Genomic DNA, 17,860 nt, shown 5'->3' on the forward strand with positions numbered 1-17,860 from the left:
GTTTCGACCAGGTATTAACGTCGGGTTCACGAGAGCGTCGTGAACCTCTCCGGCCGCCGGGTGACGCGCGCCGGCTCGGCCTGCCCACTACGCGCTGCGGTCGTTGCGCCGGGCCGTGCTGCGGCCCGCCTGGCAGTAGCGGTGGCCGTCGGAGTTCCGCCCGCCGCTCTCGATGTCCAGCTGAAGATGCTCCGGCAGGCCCGTGCCGCACGAGTCCATGAAGATCGCGTCGCGGACCCGGACCGCACGGCCGCCGGGCAGCGTGACCTGGGCGCCGGGCGCAGCGACGGTGTCCGGCGGACAGAAGATCACCCGCTCGTTGACCAGGCAGGGCCCGACCTCGGTGCCGTCGACGCGGACGGTGTGCGGGGCCTCGGCGTGCAGGAGCGCGAATTCGAGCCAGTTCACGTCTTCAAGTGTGCCCGGAGGCGTGTGGATCAATCCAGATCCGATCCGCCTCTTGAACCGGGCGCCGTCCTCATCCCTGACGATCGGCCCTGAACCGGGATCTCATCGAGCCGGTACACCCAGGCAGCAATCCACGAGCCTGGAGGTCGGTGTGACGAGCCCGCTGGTCGCCCAGCCCGTCGACTCGACGACCGGCATCACCGGACTCGGCCTGATCGAGGACATCCAGGAGACGGTGTCCGGTATCGAGAACGGCAGCTGGATCGACGCGTCCCTCGGCGGCGCCGGCGTCTCCCTCGAAGCACTGTCGCTGGTCCTCGACCCACTGGGCGGCATCGCCAGCTGGGGCGTCGGCTGGCTCATGGAACACGTGGCACCGTTACGCGAAGCCCTCGACCACCTGGCCGGTGACGCCGACCAGGTGGCAGCCCACGCGGCGACCTGGGAGAACGTGGCGGCGTCCATGAGGTCCGCGCGGGAGACACTCCTCGCCCGCGTCGACGCCGGCACCGCGGACTGGTTCGGAGCCTCGGCCGATGCCTACCGCACCCACGCCACCTCACAGGCCGCCACGGTGGAGGGCATCGCAGTGGCGGCGGGCGGAATCGCTTCGGCGGTCATGGGTACCGGGCTGCTGGTCTCCCTGGTCCGCGAGATAGTGCGCGACCTGATCGCCGATTTCGTCGCGACCCTGGCGCTGCGGCTGCCGCAGTGGCTGGCGGCTGAGGGTTTGACGCTCGGGCTGGCGACACCGGTGGTGGCCGGTCAGGTGGCGAGCCTGGTGGCCGAGTGGGCCAACCGGATCAGGCACTTCATCCGGGGACTGCTCGACAGCCTGCGCGACCTGATCCCCCGAACCGACCGGTTGAGCGAGTATCTGAGTCGCTTCAAGATGGACTCTGCGGGTGCTGGACCAGGCAAAGTACCGGGTGGTTCCGGTTCAACGGTCCCGTCTCTCCCGCCGGACCCGGGCCGACGCCCCCGAGGAAGAGCGAAGGAAACGCACCCGACCAGGAAGAAGGATCGAGGACTGCGGCGTGAGAACGAGTCAGCTGACATCCTTAGCCGGCACGGATATGACGTGGAACAGAATCCACCTCCGAAAGCGAATCGGGCCGAGCCCGACTACAGGATCGAAGGTGAGTACTTCGACTGCTACGCGCCGGAGACGGATGACCTCGACAATATGCGCACCACATTCAGCAACAAGGTGAGGCGGCAAGCCGACCGTCTCATCCTGTTCGTGGATGACACGCCCCGATCTGTGGACGACATCGCTGACATGCTGAAGCGGAAGCCGCTGGCGGGTCTGAAGGAGATCCTGGTCGTGCGGGACGGTAAGGTCGAGCCCTTCTATCCCTTTGCGGAGTGATCCAGCCATGGCGATCGAATACGACTTGCGGAGTGACGCCGACGAGCGCGCTCGCGACCTGCTCACGTTCTTCGCGGAGACGACCGGCAGCGAGATCACCCAGGATGGCATGGCGTCCCGTGACGGCATGTCCGTGTTTGCCATCGAGGTCGACGACGATGAAGCGGATTCCACTTCACGGGCGTTCGGATTCAAGCATCGCAGCACGATCGTTTTCCGTTTCAGCAACCTGGCGGACTCCGAAACGCATGATCACAATACTGCCCGGATGATCAGTGCCGTTCTGGCGTTCTTCACCCGATTCGATCGGCATGGAGCGCTTCTTTTCAACGGCGAAGTGGTCGTCATCCAACGCTTGACCGACGATGGGGTCGCCGTCAGCCACGAGTGGGACGAATGGCTGGACGGGGCCGAGACCGCGGCTCTGATCTCCGGACAGAACATCCAGCGACTGGCCCAGCCATATCTATGAGGCGGAGATAGCCGCGAGGCAGGCCCGGCGTCCCGCCCCACGGCAGACCGTCATCGCCGCCGCAACGACGCGTCCAGTAGCGACGGCGGCGTATCCAGCTTCTCCTCCGGCGCCAGATCCACGCCCGGCGCCACGATCCCATCGATGGCGTCCAGCACCTCCGCCGGCAGAACCGTGTCCGCCGCGGCCAGCTGAGACGTCAAATGGTCCAGAGTCCGCGGACCGATGATCGCACTGGTCACCCCCGGATGGGCGGTGACGAATCCGAGCGCCAGCTGAATCATCGACAGCCCCGCTTCCTCCGCGACCTTCGCCAGCCGCTCCACCGCGTCCAGGCGTGCGCGGTTCACCGGAAGGGACAGGTCGAAGCGCTGCGGCAGGAACGACGCGCGGCTGGTGGTGATCTCCCGGCCGGCGCGGACGGCGCCGGAGAGCCAGCCTGATGCGAGCGGGCTCCACGCGAGCACGCCCATCCCGTACTCCTCGGTCACCGGCAGCACGTGGGTTTCGACGCCTCGCTGCAGGATCGAATAGCTCGGTTGTTCGGTGACATAACGGCCCAGGTGGTACGACCGGGCCGCCCACTGCGCCTGCACCACGCGGTACGCCGGGAACGTCGACGATCCGAAGTAACGGATCTTGCCGGCACGCTGGAGATCGGTGAGCGCCGCGAGGGTCTCCTCGTCGCTGGTGGCCGGATCCCAGCGGTGGATCTGGTAGAGGTCGACGTGGTCGACGCCGAGGCGGCGCAGGCTGTCGTCGAGGGCGGTGACCAGCCAGCGCCGGGATCCGCCGCGGCGGTTGGGGTCGTCGCCCATCGGCAGGGTGGCCTTGGTGGCGAGCACGATGTCGTCGCGCCGGCCGGCGATCGCCTTGCCGACCATCTCCTCGGACTGACCGCTGCTGTACATGTCAGCCGTGTCGATCAGGTTGACGCCCGCGTCCAGTGCGGCGCCGACGATCGCGGTGACCTCGTCCTGCGTGGTGTTGCCGACCTTGCCGAAGTTCATGGCGCCGAGCACGAGCGTGCTGACCTGTACGCCGGTGCGGCCCAAGGTGCGGTACTGCATGACCGTTCCTCCTGAAGATCTGGCATGCTGGTTCAAACGGAACCGCGTTCCGTTAACCAACATACGGAACCGTGTTCCGTTTACCAAGAGGCGTGACGGAGGCGACACCGATGGCCGGGACGAGGAAGCGGGCCGACGCACGCCGCAACGAGCAGACCCTGCTGGATGCCGCCGCCGAGGCCTTCGTCGCGGCGGGCGTCAACGTCCCGGTGCGCGACATCGCCGCGAAGGCCGGCGTCGGCGTCGGCACGATCTACCGCCACTTCCCGACCCGCGCCGACCTCATCGTCGCCGTCTACCGGCATCAGATCGAGGCCTGCGCCGACGCCGGTCCGGCGCTGCTGGCGGAGGCCCCTTCGGCGCACGCGGCCCTGACGGCCTGGGTGGACCTGTTCGTCGACTTCCTGGTGACGAAGCACGGCCTGGCCGACGCGTTCCGCTCGGACGACGCAGGCTTCGAGACGCTGCACGCCTACTTCCTGGAACGCCTGCTCCCGGTCTGCGAGCGCCTGCTGGAGGCGGCCACGTCATCGGGCGACATCCACACAGACATTTCCGCGTACGAACTGATGCGCGCTGTCGGCAACCTCTGCGCCGGAACCGAATCCGACCCGGACTACGACGCCCGCCGCCTGGCCGCCCTCCTGGTCAGAGGACTCCGCGCCACGGAACCGGCTCCGGCACCCGACGCCACCACCAGCCCTTCCCCGGCCCCACTCCGCCGATCTCCCGAGTAGCAGCCCGGAACGTCTCGTCGACCAAGCCCACCGCGGTGCTCACCGCAGCGGCGAGGCTCTCGGGGAGGCGCCGGATATCGGCCTCGAGCTCGTCCCGGTAACCGAGATCCTCGTTCCAGTACTCGAGGGGATACCAACCGTCCGGCGGCCACCCCGACGTCATTCGTACGGTCAAAGCCTCCCAGGCCCCGAGCCCGTCCAGAACGGCTTTCGCCGCATCGCCGAGCAGACCTCGGAGTCCATCCGTGATCGGGGTCGCCATCCGATGTTCCCGGATCACTTCGGGCTGCGCCTCGACCCGGACGTCCGGAAGGAAACCGACCGGCCGTTCCACCGCGTCGATCCGGAGCGACAGCGTCTCCTCGTCCTCGCCGTCGTAGACCCGCGCTCGCATGCGTGAGCCGTCCGGCTCGACCAGCCAATGAGCACTCGGCGGGAAGTCCTGTGCCGAGTAGAGAACCGGCTCTCCGAGCGATGCGGCGAGCTGCTCACCCAGCTCCTTCTCGCCGGGATCCGCGTCGCGCAGGTAGATGTCCAGCGACCACGAGACATCGCCGCCGACCGGCTCATAGGTGCAGAGCACTGCTGCTTCCCAGTTGCGATCCGCCGCGTCTCTGTCGCTGATGTCCACCTCGTCCTCCGGAACTCCGGCGAGCGCGGCGAGCGCGGCCCGCAGGCGAGGGAGGTTCAGACCACCGAGCAGCACCATCGAATAGGTCATCCGGAATAGGTCCCGTCATAGATCGACTTTGCTCTGGCTATGGCCTCGGGGTTGCTGAGGAAACGGGGGTCGTGCTGGAAGACTCTCACCTTCTCGACGTCGCCGTCCGCACGGGCGATCTCCTTGAGAGCCAGGTACTCGTTGTTGTCGAGCGGCACCAGACCCGGACCCGAGTCGGGGAAGACCGTCCCGTTCTCCTCGATCCCATAGGCCCGGCCGTTGACCTCGTAGCGATTCGCGTCCTTGAGCCATTCTGCATTGCCGGCGGCGATCTGCCTGATGTCCTCGCTGACGGCTTCCTCGTTGCCGCGCAGGATGAAGGTGTTCTTCTTGCTGACCCTTCCGTGCTTGATGCCGGCGAAGCTGTGCCGGGGATGCGGCGGTTTCAACTCCTTGCCTCGCGCGGCTCCGGCGATGTCGTCGCGGGCGCGCCACGGTGGGCCGGGCAGCGGCGGAATGGAGCCGCCACCGCCGCCACCGCCATGACCCGGCTCGACGGGATTCCTGCCTGTCATCTTGCGCAGGACTCGGTGCAAGGATTCCAACGCCTTGCGCAACCAATCCGTCAGCGGCACGAGTCGTCGCAGGCTGGACAGCAGGCCCCGGATGAAATGCTGGATCCGATTGGCCCAGCGCGCCACCAGTCCACCCACCTGACTGACCACGAGCGGTGTCGCGACACCCAGGGTCAGCCCCTCCATGGCCAGCCACTGCGGCAGCCGGACGGCCAGGGTCGCCACGAACTCGGCTATCAGGTCGCGCACTGTCTCGCGGACCAGGGCGACCAGCAACCCCGTACCCTCGACGGCCGCGGCGATCCCGCCCGCCGCGACCCCGATCTCCTCCATGGCGGACAGCTGGGCGGAGGCATGAGCGCGATAGGCGTCGCCCGCGTCACCGGACCAGGCCGCGGTGCCGGATGAGATCCCCGCCGCATACGACGCGTGGGCAGCCGACATCGACGATGCCACCTGACGCCACTGCGCGGTCTGCCCCGACACCGCCCCCGCATCACCGGCGAGCGCGTCCAGAGCCTCCCGCAGCGGCGACACGTGTTCCAGCAGCCAGCCGACACCCCAGCTCATCAGACTGCCGAGCGGATCCAGCACCACCGACAATGCGTCCAGGGAGGTCCCCACACCGCCCAGGGACGCGTCGATCCAGCTGCCGCTCTCGATGGCCGAGACGACCGGGGCGGTCATCGGGACAGCAGGGTGGCGGCCGCGGCGGAGTCGGTGCTTTCGATCGTACGGACGGCAGCCCGCAGGTTCAGGGCCGTCTCCTCGAGCGCGTCCGCGCTGCCGTTCATGGCGACCACCGCCACCTCGAACACACCGGACAGGACGCCCGGCAGGAAACCGCAGAGCAGCCCGTACGCGCCAGGGTCCATCGTCACCGAGGAGACCGCGGCCCGGGCCGAGCGCACGGCGTCCGTCACCCCCTCGACGGCGGACGCGTGCTGGGTGACCGACTCGACCGGAAGCTGAACGAAATCAGCCATGGGAGGGTCCCGGGGTCGGGAAGCGCCTGCTGAACCCGTCGAGAACGGCCTGCCCCGTCGACGAGTCCGATCCGACCGTGTCGTGCACCTCGGCAGCCACGAGATCGACGAGCGAGGCCTGCGCCGACCGCATCACGGCCAGGATCTCGGCGCTCAGATCACGGGGGCTCAGCTCGTACATCCGATCGTCCAGCCGAAGATCCACGACCTGGCCGTTCGCACCCACCGTGACCGCCGCGTAGTCACCGCGCGCATGCGCGGAGAGCCCGGCCACACGCTGAGCGAGCTGGGCGGCGCGGGCGGCCTGCGCGTCGATCCGCGCGGTCCAGTCTTGCAGCCACTCGTCGGCCGCATCGATGTCCTTCACCGGACCACCTCCAGACGAGGTGGTGTACCCGCGGCCGGAGCGCCCGGTTCAGAGGGGACTTACGGCCCTGCCGTCATGGCCGGCCACCGGACGACGCTGAGGGGGACACGAACGAGGGAAGTGACGACATGCGCGCAGCGGTGGTGACCGGTTTCGATCAGCCGTTGATGGTCCGGGAGGTGCCTGCGCCCACTCCGGGCGACAATCAGATCCTGGTACGGGTGGAAGCCAGCGGCCTCTGCCACACCGACATCCACGCAGCCCGGGGTGACTGGCCGGTGAAGCCGAACCCGCCGTTCATCCCCGGTCACGAGGCCGTCGGCGTCGTGGAGGGAACCGGTGACGGAACGAGCGGCCTGCAGCGAGGGGATCGCGTCGCTGTCCCCTGGCTCGGCTACGCCTGCGGCATCTGCGAGTTCTGCGTCGGCGGCTGGGAGACGCTCTGCGAGGAGCAGCTGAACACCGGTTATGCGATCGACGGCGGGCACGCCGAGTTCCTGGTGGCCGACGCCCGCTACGTCGTGAAGGTGCCGGACGGCGTCGACCCGGCTGAGGCGGCGCCGCTCACCTGCGCCGGCGTCACCACGTACAAAGCGGTCAAGGTCGGCGGTGTCCGGCCGGGTGACCGGGTCGCGATCTTCGGGATCGGCGGGCTCGGGCACCTGGCGCAGCAGTACGCGCAGATCTTCGGCGGCGAGACGATCGCCGTCGACGTGACCGAGGAGAAGCTGGCGCTGGCCCGGGACCTGGGTGCGGCGCACACGGTGAACGCGGCCGGAACCGATCCGGTCGCCGCGATCCAGGAGCTCGGTGGCGCGGACGTGGCGGTGGTGCTGGCGGCGAGCCCGCGGGTGCTCGAACAGGCGCACGCGTCGCTGCGCCGCGGCGGCCGGCTGGTGCTGGTCTCACTGCCGAAGGACAACGCGATGGCGCTGCCGATCTTCGAGACGGTCCTGAAGGGCATCACGGTGATCGGCTCGATCGTCGGCACCCGCAAGGACCTGGCCGAGGTGTTCCGGCTGCACGCGGCGGGACGGACCCGGGTCCTCTTCGAGACCCGCAAGCTCGACGAGATCAACGGCGCGATCGACGACGTGCTCGCGAGCCGGGTGCCCGCCCGCCTCGTCCTGATCCCCTGACTCCGGAAGGAAGCTGATCATGAAGGCGTGGCGCGGCTTCGAGGGTAGCGAGTGGCAGACCGCCATCGACGTCTCCTCGTTCATCCACGACAACGTGCGACCCTACGAGGGTGACGCGTCGTTCCTGGCCGGACCGACGGATCGCACCGGGCGTATCTGGCGGACGCTGCAGCGGATGTTCGTCGAGGAGCGCCGCCGCGGGATCTACGACGTCGACGCGCACACCCCGTCGAGCATCACCGCGCACGAGCCGGGCTACCTGGACCGCGACCACGAGCTGATCGTCGGGCTGCAGACCAGTGCTCCGCTACGCCGCGCGATCATGCCGGCCGGTGGGCTGCGAATGGTCAAGACCGGACTCGCCGCCTACGGATTCAGTCTCGACCCGGCCGTCGCGGAGGTGTTCACCCGCTACCGCAAGACGCACAACGACGGCGTGTTCGACGCCTATCCGCAGGCGGTGCTCGCCGCCCGCCGTTCGCATGTCATCACCGGGCTGCCGGACTCGTACGGCCGCGGCCGGATCATCGGCGACTACCGCCGGGTGGCTCTCTACGGCGTGGACCGGCTGATCCAGGATCGCCGAGCCCGGAAGGCGGATCTCGACGGGAAGAAGTCGACCGAGGACGTCGTCCGGGACCGCGAGGAGCTCGCCGAGCAGATCCGCGCCCTCCAGGAACTCCGGTTCATGGCGGACAAGTACGGCTACGACATCTCCGAACCGGCGACGAACGGCCGCGAGGCGATCCAGTGGCTGTACTTCGCCTACCTGGCCGCCACGAAGGAGCAGAACGGCGCGGCCATGTCGCTCGGGCGCACGGCGAGCTTCGTCGACGTCTACCTGCAGCGCGACATCACCGAGGGGACGCTGACCGAGGAGCAGGCGCAGGAGCTGGTCGACGACTTCGTGATCAAGCTGCGGATCATCAGGTTCCTGCGCACCCCGGAGTACGACGAGCTGTTCTCCGGCGACCCGACCTGGGTGACCGAGTCGCTCGGCGGCGTCGGCGACGACGGCCGCCCGCTGGTGACCCGGACCAGCTTCCGCTACCTGCAGACGCTCTACAACCTGGGTCCCGCGCCGGAGCCGAACCTGACGGTGCTCTGGTCGCCGTCGCTGCCGGAGGGGTTCAAGCGGTTCTGCGCGCAGGTCAGCCTGGACACGAGCGCCATACAGTACGAGAACGACGACCTGATCCGGCCGGCGTACAGCGACGACACGGCGATCGCGTGCTGCGTCTCGGCGATGCGGGTCGGAAAGGACATGCAGTTCTTCGGCGCCCGGGCCAACCTCGCGAAGGCGCTGCTCTACGCCATCAATGGAGGTCGCGACGAGATCAGCGGTGATCTTGTGGCGCACGGGTTGACGCCCATTGTTGACGACGTACTCGACTACGACGACGTGTTGACGGCTCTTGACAAGACCCTTGACTGGCTCGCCGAGGTTTATGTTGACGCATTGAATGTCATCCACTACATGCATGACAAATACGCGTATGAACGCCTTGAGATGGCGTTACATGACTATCCAGTCAACAGGTTCCTGGCAACAGGTATCGCTGGGTTGTCGGTCGCCGTCGACAGTCTGTCCGCCATCAAGCACGCGCAGGTCAAGGTGCTGCGGGACGAGAGCGGGCTCGCCGTCGACTACGCGATCGACGGGGATTACCCGGCGTTCGGCAACAACGACGACCGGGCGGACGCCATCGCGGTGGATCTCGTGGAGCGTTTCATGGCCAAGATCCGGCGGCAGCCGGCGTACCGGGATGCCGAACCGACCCTCTCGGTGCTGACCATCACGTCGAACGTGGTCTACGGCAAGCACACCGGGAACACGCCGGACGGCAGGCGGCTCGGTGAGCCGTTCGCTCCGGGCGCCAACCCGATGAACGGCCGGGACAAGCACGGGCTGGTGGCGGCGGCGCTGTCGGTGGCGAAGCTGCCCTACCGCTCGGCGCGCGACGGCATCTCGCTGACCACGACGGTGACGCCGGACGGGCTCGGGCACTCCCGGGACGAGCGGATCGGCAACCTCGTGGGGGTGCTCGACGGGTACACCGACGCCGGTGGCTTCCACCTCAACGTCAACGTGCTCGACCGGGCGACCCTGGAGGACGCCATGGTCCACCCGGAGAAGTATCCACAGCTCACCATCCGGGTCTCCGGATACGCGGTGAACTTCATCCGGCTCACCCCGGCCCAGCAGCACGACGTCATCTCGCGCACCTTCCACGGCGGTCTCTGATGAACGGCTCCCTCCACTCCTTCGACGTGTCGACGGGGGTGGACGGGCCGGGCACCCGGTTCGTGGCGTTCCTGGCCGGCTGCCCGCTGCGCTGCCGGTACTGCCACAGCCCCGACACCTGGTATCGCCGCTCGGGCACGCCGACCACCCCGGACGAGCTGATGACGGAGATCCGCCGCTACGAGCGGTTCATCAAGGTCGCCGGCGGCGGTGTCACGATCAGCGGCGGCGAGCCCTTGCAGCAGCCGGCGTTCGTGCGGGACGTGCTGCGCCGCTGCAAGGAGATCGGCCTGCACACCGCCGTCGACACCAGCGGGTATCTCGGTGATCGCGCCGGCGACGACCTGCTCGACGTCACCGATCTCGTCCTGCTCGACATCAAGTCCGGCGATCCGTCGACCTACCGCACCGTCACCCGCACCGGCAGGCTCGCTCCCACGATCGCCTTCGCGCACCGGCTCGCCGAGCGTGGCACACCGATCTGGGTACGGTTCGTGCTGGTCCCGGGCCTGACGGACGCCGTCGAGAACGTCGAGGCGGTCGCCGGGATCGCCGCTTCGGTGCCGACCGTGCAGCGGGTCGAGGTGCTCGGGTTCCACCGCCTCGGCGCCGTCAAATACGACGCGCTCGGCCTCGATTTCCCCCTCGCCGGCACGCCGTCACCAGATCAAGAGCTCATGGACCGCGTACGTCGGCAGTTCCGCGATCACGGGCTCTGCGTACTCTGAGGCCGGTGGAGGTTGATCTCGCGCTCGTCGGCTTCGGTGGCGCCGCGGCCCTGACGCTGATCGAGCTGGCGAAGGCCGCCGTCCCCGATCTGCGCGTCGCCACCGTCGACCCGGCCGGCCTGCTCGATCACGGCAAGCGCCGCACCTGGGCGTTCTGGACCGGGGCCGTCGACGATCTCGATCCGGTGCTGGACGCGCAGTGGCCGGCGGTCGATCTCCACGGGCCCTCGGGGGTGCGGCGGCTCGACCTGAGTCCCGGCCGGTACGCGATGGTCCGCTCGGAGCCGATCTTCGCGCAGGCGCTCCAGGCCGCTGACCGACTCGGATCAGTGACCATCCGGGCGTCGGCCGCGGCGCTCGTCGACGACGGATCGTCGGTGGAGATCCGCGACGAGAGCGGGACGGCGGTAGCCGCCGCCCGCTGGGTGCTCGATTCGCGTCCCGCGCGGCCGGTCAAGCCCGGTCACACGTTCTGGCTCCAGCACTTCCGGGGCTGGTGGGTACGGTCCGAGGCGGCGCTCTTCGACCCGGCGTCGGCGGTGCTGATGGATTTCCGGACCCCGCAACCGGCGCGCGGCGTCTCGTTCGGCTATGTGCTGCCGACCAGCGCGCACACCGCGTTGATCGAGTACACCGAGTTCTCGCCGGCCCGGCTCTCCGATGACGCTTATGACACGGCGCTCACGGCGTACATGCGTCTCTGGAATTTGAATGATCTTGCGATCGAGGAGGTGGAGGACGGCGCGATTCCGATGACGGACGGCGTCTTCGAGCGGCGGCCGTCGGCACGCGTGGTGCGGATCGGAACGGCCGGTGGAGCGACGAGGCCGTCGACCGGGTACACGTTCTCGGCGATGCGGCGGCAGGCCCGGGAGATCGCCGAGCTGATCAGAACCGGCCGCGACCCGGTGCCGTCGGCTGCCTACCCACGACGGCATCTGTGGATGGACGCGGTGGCGCTGCATGCGTGGGACAGCGGTCTCGTGGCGGCGCCGGAGTTCTTCGAGCGGCTGTTCCAGCGCAATCCGGCCGAGCGCGTGCTGCGTTTCCTGGACGGCCGGACGACCCCCGCTGAGGAGTTCTCCCTGATGGCGTCGACTCCTCTGCTGCCCATGATGCGTGCCGCGGCACGGGTCACTGTTTAGGCGTGTCGAGGCTCAACACCGGCGAGATCACCAGGTCGTGCATCCGCCAGTCGAAGGAACGGCAGTATTCCTCGAGCTTCGCGAGCCGCTCCACCAGGTGATCGGTTTCGGGCGCGGGAACGATCAGCAACTCACCCACGAAGACGTGCCCCTCTTCGCGCAGCCGCAGCCAGGCGTCGGTGATCCAGTCGTGGTCGCGGACCGCGGCGAGCAACTCGTCCGGCAGCGGATGATGCCTGCTGCCGTCGACGACGCGCGGCCGGTCGTCCATCAGGTCGGCGACCGCCGCGGTCGTCGTCTTCACGCCGTCCCGGACGATGTCGGCGCCGATGATCAGCGCGGCGGCCGCGTCCGCCCACCACAGTCCGGCGCCGATCCCGAGCACGCCGGCGATCGCGGCGCTCGCGGTGAGCCAGTCGGCCCGGTTCATCTCGGCGTCGGCGTAGAGCACCTTGTCGTGCAGTTCCTTGGCGATCCGCTGCTTGGCACGACCGAGGATGATCGCCGGGATCATGCTCACGAACAGCACCGCGATCATCAGCCAGCCGAGCCAGAACGTCTCGCCGGCGACCTCGATGAGCCCGATCGGCGGCCGTTCCCGCAGGATCAGCCGGGTCAGCGAGTCGTAGACGACGTAGCCGCCGAGGCCGAGCAGCGCGACGGCGCCGGTGAGGAACGCGACGCTGACCGAGCGGTGGTAGCCGTACGGGAAGCGGGCGTTCGGCCGGCGGTTGCGGTAGCGGGCCGCGAGCAGGAAGGCGGCGGGTGGCACGACGCCGAGCATGTCCTCGATCCAGGCCGCCTTCATCGCCTGCGACTGGCCGAGAACGATCGCCATGGCCACGATCGTGATCAGGAAGTAGACGATGGTCCACCACTCCAGCCGGACCGCCTTGCGGTGCATCGCGGCCTTGTCCGGCGGCAGTTCGAAGCTGTCGTAGGGCCTCATGGCAGCTCTTCCGCCTCCGACAGCAGGCCGGCCACCTGATCGTGGGAGAGCCCGAGGAGGAACCGCTCGACCTCCGCCTGCCACGCGTTCTCGCCGGCGGGCACCGCCCAGACGTGGCCGGCCTCGTCGACGTCGTGCTCGGATTCGGTCAGGCCGAGGTCGTCGACGCGCCACTCGCCGATCACCACCGGGATGCCCTCCCGGCCGGTTATCTCGCGGTGCGGCACCGCCTCGGCGCCCTTCGCCGCGACCGCCGCCACGTCCGCGGTCCCGGCTCGCACCGCCACCCGGACCCCGTGCAGGTCGCCCGGGACCGGCCCGCTCGCCGCGATCACCGTGCGCATGGTGACGTAGGGCCTGGTCAGTGACGCCTGCTCGGTCCAGGGGGCGTCGTCGGAAAGACCGCCGATCACCAGGTCGAGCACGCGGGCGTGCAGGGCCGGCATCAGCTCCGACTCGCTGCCCGGGTACCACTCGACGGCACTGCCGAGCCGCGCCGCCAGCCGCTTCGCCAACTCGGCCTCGGCGCCCTGATCAGGAACGGTCGTCCACGGCGGGTTGTCGGTGATGCCCACCTTCAGCACACCGCCGCGGACGTCGTCGAGTGTGGTGCCGACGTCCTGGGGGAACCCGCAGCCGGCGAGCAGCAGGGCCGTACCGAGCAACGCTGTGAAGAATCGCCGCACAGGATCCTCTTTCCCGATCCGGGCGGGTTATTCACCCCTCAGCGGCGGCGGAACGCCTCGGAGGGCAGGACCTGGTGCGCCATTCCGACCTCGTTGAGGAATTTCTCCGGACCCGGGGTGATCGGCACCTTCCACTCCAGGAATTCCTGCCAGCGGGTCAGATCGGAACGCCACTGCTCGACGAAGTTCTGACACAGCCAATGGGTGATGCCGGCGCTGCGGCCGCGGGCCGCCTCCAGGGAACGGCGCATCCTGTCGTGCTCGGGAGTGCTTTCCAGCAGGCCGATCAGCAGGTCGATGAATCGGCGCCGGCGGAACAGGGCGTCACCCCAGAAGGCACCGCCCGCGACGTCGATGTCCCGGCCGGAATCGAGCAGCCAGAACAGGCCCTCGGCGAGGGTGTCGCCCAATTCCTCGCCGATCGCGCGCGCCGGATTGGCGAACGGGTCATAGGGCCGTTGCCGCATCACTCCGGCACGGGCCGCCCGGAACGGGACGCCGTCACCGAGCAGGAAGAACCAGTCCTCGTTGTAGATGTTCGGATAGAAGGACCGGGTACGCGCCGCGTCGACGATCATGGCGCCACCGCCGATGAAGGTGCTCTGGAAGCCACCCACCTGCCGGTACGCGTGGCAGACCACCGAGTTGTCCTCATAGCCGAGATTACGCAGGCCGACGGCCCGGTAGTCGTCGACCAGCCCGGCGACGGCGTGCAGGTCATCGGGGTCGTCGATGTGGATGTCGTCGTCCAGGAAGAGGACCCGCTGCCAGCTCGAACCGCGGGCGAGCACCAATCCGAGGTTACGTTTCAGACTGAGATCGCTCGTCGTACCGAAACCGCTCTTCTGCAATAGGCGATCGGTGGCGAACGACGGGAGCCGGCGGGAAAGGGATTGATCGACGTCAACCGCGAGAACGGCGGCGCCCTCGTGATCGGCCAATCGGCGGGCCTGTTCGGCGGAGGCGGCGCGGCTGCACAGCGCGACGACCGGCACATCGATCGCCTTGCCCACCTGCATGACGTGCCGTAACGCGTCGGCCGGCCAGGCGGTGGGCACGATGATGGCGTCCAGCTTGCTGCGTCTCGCCGAACGGGGATCCTCCGCCAGCAGATCGGCGTGCGATCCGTGGTGGATTTCTCGGGCGTCGGCGATCGACGCCTGGCTCGGCACGTCCTATACCTCCGGCCAGGAATGCAGAACGGTGTCCGGCGCGGTCCAGTCCGGAGTGGTGACGATGCCCGTCAGCACTTGAACCCGGAAGAGCAGGCTGAATGTCCGGCCGTCGAAATGCGACGCGAGGTATTCCGCGTTCTTCTCGCGGAACACGTCGTGTGTCAGGGTGCGCACCGCTCCGTAAACACCACTACCGTACATTCCGTTGCATACGGTTATGGTTCTTTCCCGGTTCAACGGGTTGGGCGCCCGGAAGAAATGCCCCACGTCCTGAACCAAGACCCGGGCACCTCCGCGGTTTTCGAACTCGGGGACGAACGACAGGCGGTCCCTGCCCTCCACAACGACCTGGAAGCATCCGCGGCTCGGGTCGTCGTCGTCGGAGAGCTGCGTCACGGGCACCGGGGTCAGCCGCATCGCGTCCTGGGTCGCGTCGTTCCAGTCGATGCCGCCGAGCAGCACGAGGTGCGCCGTCCAGTCGTCCTCCTGCATCTCCCGCGCGCTGAGGAAGCGAACCTCCAGGTCCGGGTTGACCGCGCGGATGTGCCCGTGCAGCTCGAAGAGCGAGTCGAGGTCGGCGAAGCGGGAGAGTTTCGACCGGTCCGGGTCGATGGGCTGCGGAGCGCCGGTGCCGGGCTCGGCACAGACGATCACGATCGGCCCCTCCTTGTAGTGCCACGGACCGCGGCCGACGATCGACGGCCGGGCCGGCGGGGCCGTCAGGGCCACCGCGTCGGACTCGGCGAGGGCGGCCTCCCGCAGCGCGAGGAGCTCCTGTTTCAACCGGTCCCGGGTGGCGGCCTCGTCGGCGGTGAGCTCCTGCTCGCTGATCAGCTGGTAGGGCCGGTGCTGGATCGAGCGGCGGGTGCTGAAGAAGGTCGAGATCGCGTCGAGCCGATCCTCGGGCGGCGGCGTGGCCGCGCGTTCCCAGGAGGAGATGAGCTGGAGGCTGGCCGGCTTGCGGTGGCTCAGCGCCTTGGCCAGCTCGGTCTGCGTGATGCTGACATCCGGCCACTGCGACTTGCGGAGCTGACGGAGGCGCGCGGCCAACTCGAGGGAAGGTTGCACCTTCATGCACCTCCAGAAAAATTTACTGTACTACAACCGGCTCCAGCCAGGCAGCGGTTTGCACCTTAGCAGGCAGGGCGCATCGCACCAGGGGCGCGGCGTGATCGTTACGCAGGCGTGAGTGAACCGCTGCACGGTGGACACTCACGTTCTACTTCGTTCCTGCCGTTGCCACAGGAACTACAGCCACTTACAGTTTTACTACCGGCACTACAGGTGGATCGGACGCGAATCCGAGATCGACGTGTAGGGGGATCCATCGTGCAGACCCTCGTCCCGACGTCAACCGATGCCATCTCCGCGACGTACGCGGAGGATCTGACGGCCGCCATCGTGGCGGCGACGGCCTTGGCCGCCGTCCTGCTCATCACCTACCTCGTCATCCGCGCCACCTTCACGGTCCTCAGGCTCTTCATCGTGCGGCAGGTGATCGCCGACACGATCGCGGTGGGCATCCTGGTCACCGCCGTCCTGATCGGCCTGCTCAACCGCTGACCGCCTGTTGGCATGTCGACAGCAACGGCTACGTGACGGCACCATCACCTCCAGGTACGGCGAGCGGGGAGGCCGCGGTGGGGGACGACGTGTCGATACGGGCCGCATCGGAAGAGGAGGTCCGCACACTCGTCGAGCACACCGACGAACGCCACTACTTCCTGGAACACCTGGGCCGGAACCGCGGAGTGCTCCTCTTCGCCTTCCTCGGTGAATTCCTCGTCGGTCACATCTTCCTGCGGCTGGAGCCGCCCGAGGAGCCCGAACTCCGCGACGGCCTGCCGGGTGTCCCTCTCCTCCAGCACCTCAGGGTCATGGACAACCATCGACGCTCCGGAATCGGACGGCAGTTACTCAGCGAGGCCGAACACCGGTTGTCAGCGCTCGGGCACCGCCGTGTAGCCCTGGGGGTGCATCCCGATAACGATCCGGCGATCCAGCTCTACCGAGGGCTACAGTTCTCGGCGTGGCGCGACGAGCATCTCGCCACGTTCCGTGAACATGTGCTCGACGACGGCAGCACGGTGCGTATCCATGAGCCCTGTCTTGTCCTCGTGAAGCACCTGGACCCGCCCTCCGCGTAAAGGGACGACGTTGACCTGGATCGTGACCGGTGGAGCCGGTTTCATCGGCGCGCACGTCGTCCACCTGCTGAGCGCGGCGCAGGAGGTCGTGGTCTTCGACGACCTCTCCACCGGCCTGGCGGAACGGCTGCCCTCCTCGGTCCCGGTCGTGGAGGGTTCGGTGGCCTCCCCCGGCGACCTGGCCCGGCTGTTCGCGCGCTACTCCGCCACCGGGGTCGTCCACCTCGCCGCCCGCAAGTCCGCGCCCGACCGCTCCGGCTTCCGGTCCGACAACGTCGACGGCGTCCGCAACCTGGTCGAGGCGATGACCCACGCCGGTGTGGACCGGCTGCTGTTCGCGTCCTCCGCCGCCGTCTACGGCGAGTCCGGTTCCACGCCGGCTGCCGAGGATCAGCCGCTGGAGCCGGTGAATCCCTACGGCCTCACCAAGCTCGAAGGCGAACGGATCATCGAGGGCACGTCCCTGCGGTCCATCGCGCTGCGCCAGTTCAACGTGATCGGCGCGGGGTCGCACCCGTTCGCCGCCGACACCGGACCGGCCGCGCTGCTGCCGGCTGTCTTCCGCGCCCTGACCACGCCTTCCCGGACGCTCGTCGTCCAAGGTCACGACTATCCGACCACCGACGGCAGCGCGGTCCGCGACTACGTGCACGTCCTCGACGTCGCCCGGGCCTACGCGCGAGGCGTCGAACTCCTCTCCTCCCTGCCGGAGGCGGCCCACCTCGCGGTCAATGTCGCCAGCGGCAGAGGTACGTCGGTACTGGAACTCGTCCACCTCACCAGCAAGATCGCCGGTACCGAGGTCCCCTACACGGTCGGCGACCGGCGCCCCGGCGACGCCGTCTCCGTGGTCGCCGACGTGACCCGCGCGGCAGCGCTCGGTTTCGCGTCGCGGCATCCGCTCGACGACGCCGTCGAATCGGCCTGGCAGTCCTGGGCATGCGAGCACGCACAGCGGGTACCCCGCTGAGACGGATGTCTTCGCATGTCAGGGGCGA

At 68.4% G+C, this 17,860-nt stretch carries 20 protein-coding genes; 10 read left to right on the forward strand and 10 right to left on the reverse strand.

Translation table 11 applies throughout. The features are described from left to right. Nucleotides 1–87: 87 nt before the first annotated feature. Nucleotides 88–408: a hypothetical protein gene (locus EP757_RS41565; protein ID WP_127553816.1), complete on the reverse strand. Its 321-nt coding sequence runs from the start codon at nt 406–408 to the stop codon at nt 88–90. A 151-nt stretch (nt 409–559) separates the two neighbouring features. On the opposite strand from EP757_RS41565, the gene EP757_RS41570 reads away from it, so the two are divergent. Both EP757_RS41570 and EP757_RS41575 read left to right on the forward strand, forming a co-directional pair. Continuing rightward, complete coding sequence (locus tag EP757_RS41570) at nt 560–1,780, forward strand: hypothetical protein (protein WP_127553817.1); 1,221 nt, start codon at nt 560–562, stop codon at nt 1,778–1,780. Nucleotides 1,781–1,787: 7 nt separating this feature from the next. Next, nucleotides 1,788–2,252: a SitI3 family protein gene (locus EP757_RS41575; RefSeq protein WP_127553818.1), complete on the forward strand. Its 465-nt coding sequence runs from the start codon at nt 1,788–1,790 to the stop codon at nt 2,250–2,252. Between the two features lie 50 nt (nt 2,253–2,302). On the opposite strand, the gene EP757_RS41580 is transcribed toward EP757_RS41575, so the two are convergent. Beyond that, a complete protein-coding gene (locus EP757_RS41580; protein ID WP_127553819.1) occupies nt 2,303–3,322 on the reverse strand; it encodes an aldo/keto reductase in 1,020 nt (339 codons plus the stop codon). Nucleotides 3,323–3,432: 110 nt separating this feature from the next. On the opposite strand from EP757_RS41580, the gene EP757_RS41585 reads away from it, so the two are divergent. Further along, nucleotides 3,433–4,059 (forward strand): TetR/AcrR family transcriptional regulator, encoded by a 627-nt coding sequence (locus tag EP757_RS41585; protein WP_127553820.1) that lies wholly within the window; start codon nt 3,433–3,435, stop codon nt 4,057–4,059. On the opposite strand, the gene EP757_RS41590 is transcribed toward EP757_RS41585, so the two are convergent. From EP757_RS41590 to EP757_RS41605, 4 genes are read right to left on the reverse strand one after another with little or no spacing between them, the layout of a single operon-like run. After that, on the reverse strand, nt 3,971–4,780 hold the full coding sequence (locus EP757_RS41590) for a hypothetical protein (RefSeq protein ID WP_127553821.1): 810 nt from the start codon (nt 4,778–4,780) through the stop codon (nt 3,971–3,973). The genes EP757_RS41585 and EP757_RS41590 overlap by 89 nt on opposite strands. Next, complete coding sequence (locus EP757_RS43625; RefSeq protein ID WP_197725486.1) at nt 4,777–5,982, reverse strand: hypothetical protein; 1,206 nt, start codon at nt 5,980–5,982, stop codon at nt 4,777–4,779. Before EP757_RS43625 ends, EP757_RS41590 begins: the two co-directional genes overlap by 4 nt. Further along, nucleotides 5,979–6,281, reverse strand: coding sequence for a hypothetical protein (locus tag EP757_RS41600; protein WP_127553822.1), 303 nt, complete (start codon nt 6,279–6,281; stop codon nt 5,979–5,981). Before EP757_RS41600 ends, EP757_RS43625 begins: the two co-directional genes overlap by 4 nt. After that, nucleotides 6,274–6,648: a YbaB/EbfC family nucleoid-associated protein gene (locus EP757_RS41605; RefSeq protein ID WP_127553823.1), complete on the reverse strand. Its 375-nt coding sequence runs from the start codon at nt 6,646–6,648 to the stop codon at nt 6,274–6,276. Before EP757_RS41605 ends, EP757_RS41600 begins: the two co-directional genes overlap by 8 nt. 128 nt (nt 6,649–6,776) lie before the next feature. On the opposite strand from EP757_RS41605, the gene EP757_RS41610 reads away from it, so the two are divergent. The 4 genes from EP757_RS41610 to EP757_RS41625 are packed head-to-tail and all read left to right on the forward strand — an operon-like array spanning nt 6,777 to nt 11,905. After that, a complete protein-coding gene (locus EP757_RS41610) occupies nt 6,777–7,787 on the forward strand; it encodes a zinc-dependent alcohol dehydrogenase (RefSeq protein WP_127553824.1) in 1,011 nt (336 codons plus the stop codon). Between the two features lie 19 nt (nt 7,788–7,806). Beyond that, nucleotides 7,807–10,032: a formate C-acetyltransferase gene (pflB, locus tag EP757_RS41615; RefSeq protein ID WP_127553825.1), complete on the forward strand. Its 2,226-nt coding sequence runs from the start codon at nt 7,807–7,809 to the stop codon at nt 10,030–10,032. Further along, nucleotides 10,032–10,760: a pyruvate formate-lyase-activating protein gene (gene pflA, locus EP757_RS41620; protein ID WP_127553826.1), complete on the forward strand. Its 729-nt coding sequence runs from the start codon at nt 10,032–10,034 to the stop codon at nt 10,758–10,760. Before pflB ends, pflA begins: the two co-directional genes overlap by 1 nt. A 5-nt stretch (nt 10,761–10,765) precedes the next feature. Then, complete coding sequence (locus EP757_RS41625) at nt 10,766–11,905, forward strand: lycopene cyclase family protein (RefSeq protein WP_127553827.1); 1,140 nt, start codon at nt 10,766–10,768, stop codon at nt 11,903–11,905. Here the strand turns inward: EP757_RS41625 and EP757_RS41630 are convergent. From EP757_RS41630 to EP757_RS41645, 4 genes are read right to left on the reverse strand one after another with little or no spacing between them, the layout of a single operon-like run. Continuing rightward, nucleotides 11,895–12,854, reverse strand: a complete 960-nt coding sequence (locus EP757_RS41630) for a cation transporter (RefSeq protein WP_127553828.1) — start codon at nt 12,852–12,854, stop codon at nt 11,895–11,897. The two genes, EP757_RS41625 and EP757_RS41630, sit on opposite strands and share 11 nt — an antisense overlap. Continuing rightward, nucleotides 12,851–13,540 carry an ABC transporter substrate-binding protein gene (locus tag EP757_RS41635; RefSeq protein ID WP_127553829.1) on the reverse strand — a complete coding sequence of 230 codons (690 nt, stop codon included), beginning with the start codon at nt 13,538–13,540 and terminating at the stop codon, nt 12,851–12,853. The genes EP757_RS41630 and EP757_RS41635 overlap by 4 nt, the downstream gene beginning before the upstream one ends. Nucleotides 13,541–13,578: 38 nt before the next feature. Further along, nucleotides 13,579–14,712 (reverse strand): hypothetical protein, encoded by a 1,134-nt coding sequence (locus EP757_RS41640; RefSeq protein WP_127553830.1) that lies wholly within the window; start codon nt 14,710–14,712, stop codon nt 13,579–13,581. A 3-nt stretch (nt 14,713–14,715) separates the two neighbouring features. Beyond that, nucleotides 14,716–15,783, reverse strand: a complete 1,068-nt coding sequence (locus EP757_RS41645) for a helix-turn-helix transcriptional regulator (protein WP_232050272.1) — start codon at nt 15,781–15,783, stop codon at nt 14,716–14,718. A 261-nt stretch (nt 15,784–16,044) separates the two neighbouring features. On the opposite strand from EP757_RS41645, the gene EP757_RS43135 reads away from it, so the two are divergent. The 3 genes from EP757_RS43135 to EP757_RS41655 all read left to right on the forward strand — a co-directional run bounded on the left by EP757_RS43135 (nt 16,045) and on the right by EP757_RS41655 (nt 17,832). Then, nucleotides 16,045–16,278 carry a hypothetical protein gene (locus tag EP757_RS43135; RefSeq protein ID WP_160166024.1) on the forward strand — a complete coding sequence of 78 codons (234 nt, stop codon included), beginning with the start codon at nt 16,045–16,047 and terminating at the stop codon, nt 16,276–16,278. A gap of 77 nt (nt 16,279–16,355) precedes the next feature. Next, nucleotides 16,356–16,862 carry a GNAT family N-acetyltransferase gene (locus EP757_RS43140; protein WP_160166025.1) on the forward strand — a complete coding sequence of 169 codons (507 nt, stop codon included), beginning with the start codon at nt 16,356–16,358 and terminating at the stop codon, nt 16,860–16,862. 10 nt (nt 16,863–16,872) lie between these two features. Then, entirely contained in the window at nt 16,873–17,832 is a 960-nt protein-coding gene (locus EP757_RS41655) for an NAD-dependent epimerase/dehydratase family protein (RefSeq protein WP_127553832.1), read from the forward strand. Nucleotides 17,833–17,860: the final 28 nt, after the last annotated feature.

Source organism: Actinoplanes sp. OR16 (assembly GCF_004001265.1).
Classification (GTDB): domain Bacteria; phylum Actinomycetota; class Actinomycetes; order Mycobacteriales; family Micromonosporaceae; genus Actinoplanes.

Excerpts from the sequence above, each read along its gene's own strand:
- EP757_RS41575 (WP_127553818.1), top strand. The coding sequence starts at position 1,788 with ATGGCGATCGAATACGACTTGCGGAGTGACGCCGACGAGCGCGCTCGC.
- EP757_RS41580 (WP_127553819.1), bottom strand. The coding sequence starts at position 3,322 with ATGCAGTACCGCACCTTGGGCCGCACCGGCGTACAGGTCAGCACGCTC.
- EP757_RS41585 (WP_127553820.1), top strand. The coding sequence starts at position 3,433 with ATGGCCGGGACGAGGAAGCGGGCCGACGCACGCCGCAACGAGCAGACC.
- EP757_RS41590 (WP_127553821.1), bottom strand. The coding sequence starts at position 4,780 with ATGACCTATTCGATGGTGCTGCTCGGTGGTCTGAACCTCCCTCGCCTG.
- EP757_RS43625 (WP_197725486.1), bottom strand. The coding sequence starts at position 5,982 with ATGACCGCCCCGGTCGTCTCGGCCATCGAGAGCGGCAGCTGGATCGAC.
- EP757_RS41600 (WP_127553822.1), bottom strand. The coding sequence starts at position 6,281 with ATGGCTGATTTCGTTCAGCTTCCGGTCGAGTCGGTCACCCAGCACGCG.
- EP757_RS41610 (WP_127553824.1), top strand. The coding sequence starts at position 6,777 with ATGCGCGCAGCGGTGGTGACCGGTTTCGATCAGCCGTTGATGGTCCGG.
- pflB (WP_127553825.1), top strand. The coding sequence starts at position 7,807 with ATGAAGGCGTGGCGCGGCTTCGAGGGTAGCGAGTGGCAGACCGCCATC.
- pflA (WP_127553826.1), top strand. The coding sequence starts at position 10,032 with ATGAACGGCTCCCTCCACTCCTTCGACGTGTCGACGGGGGTGGACGGG.
- EP757_RS41630 (WP_127553828.1), bottom strand. The coding sequence starts at position 12,854 with ATGAGGCCCTACGACAGCTTCGAACTGCCGCCGGACAAGGCCGCGATG.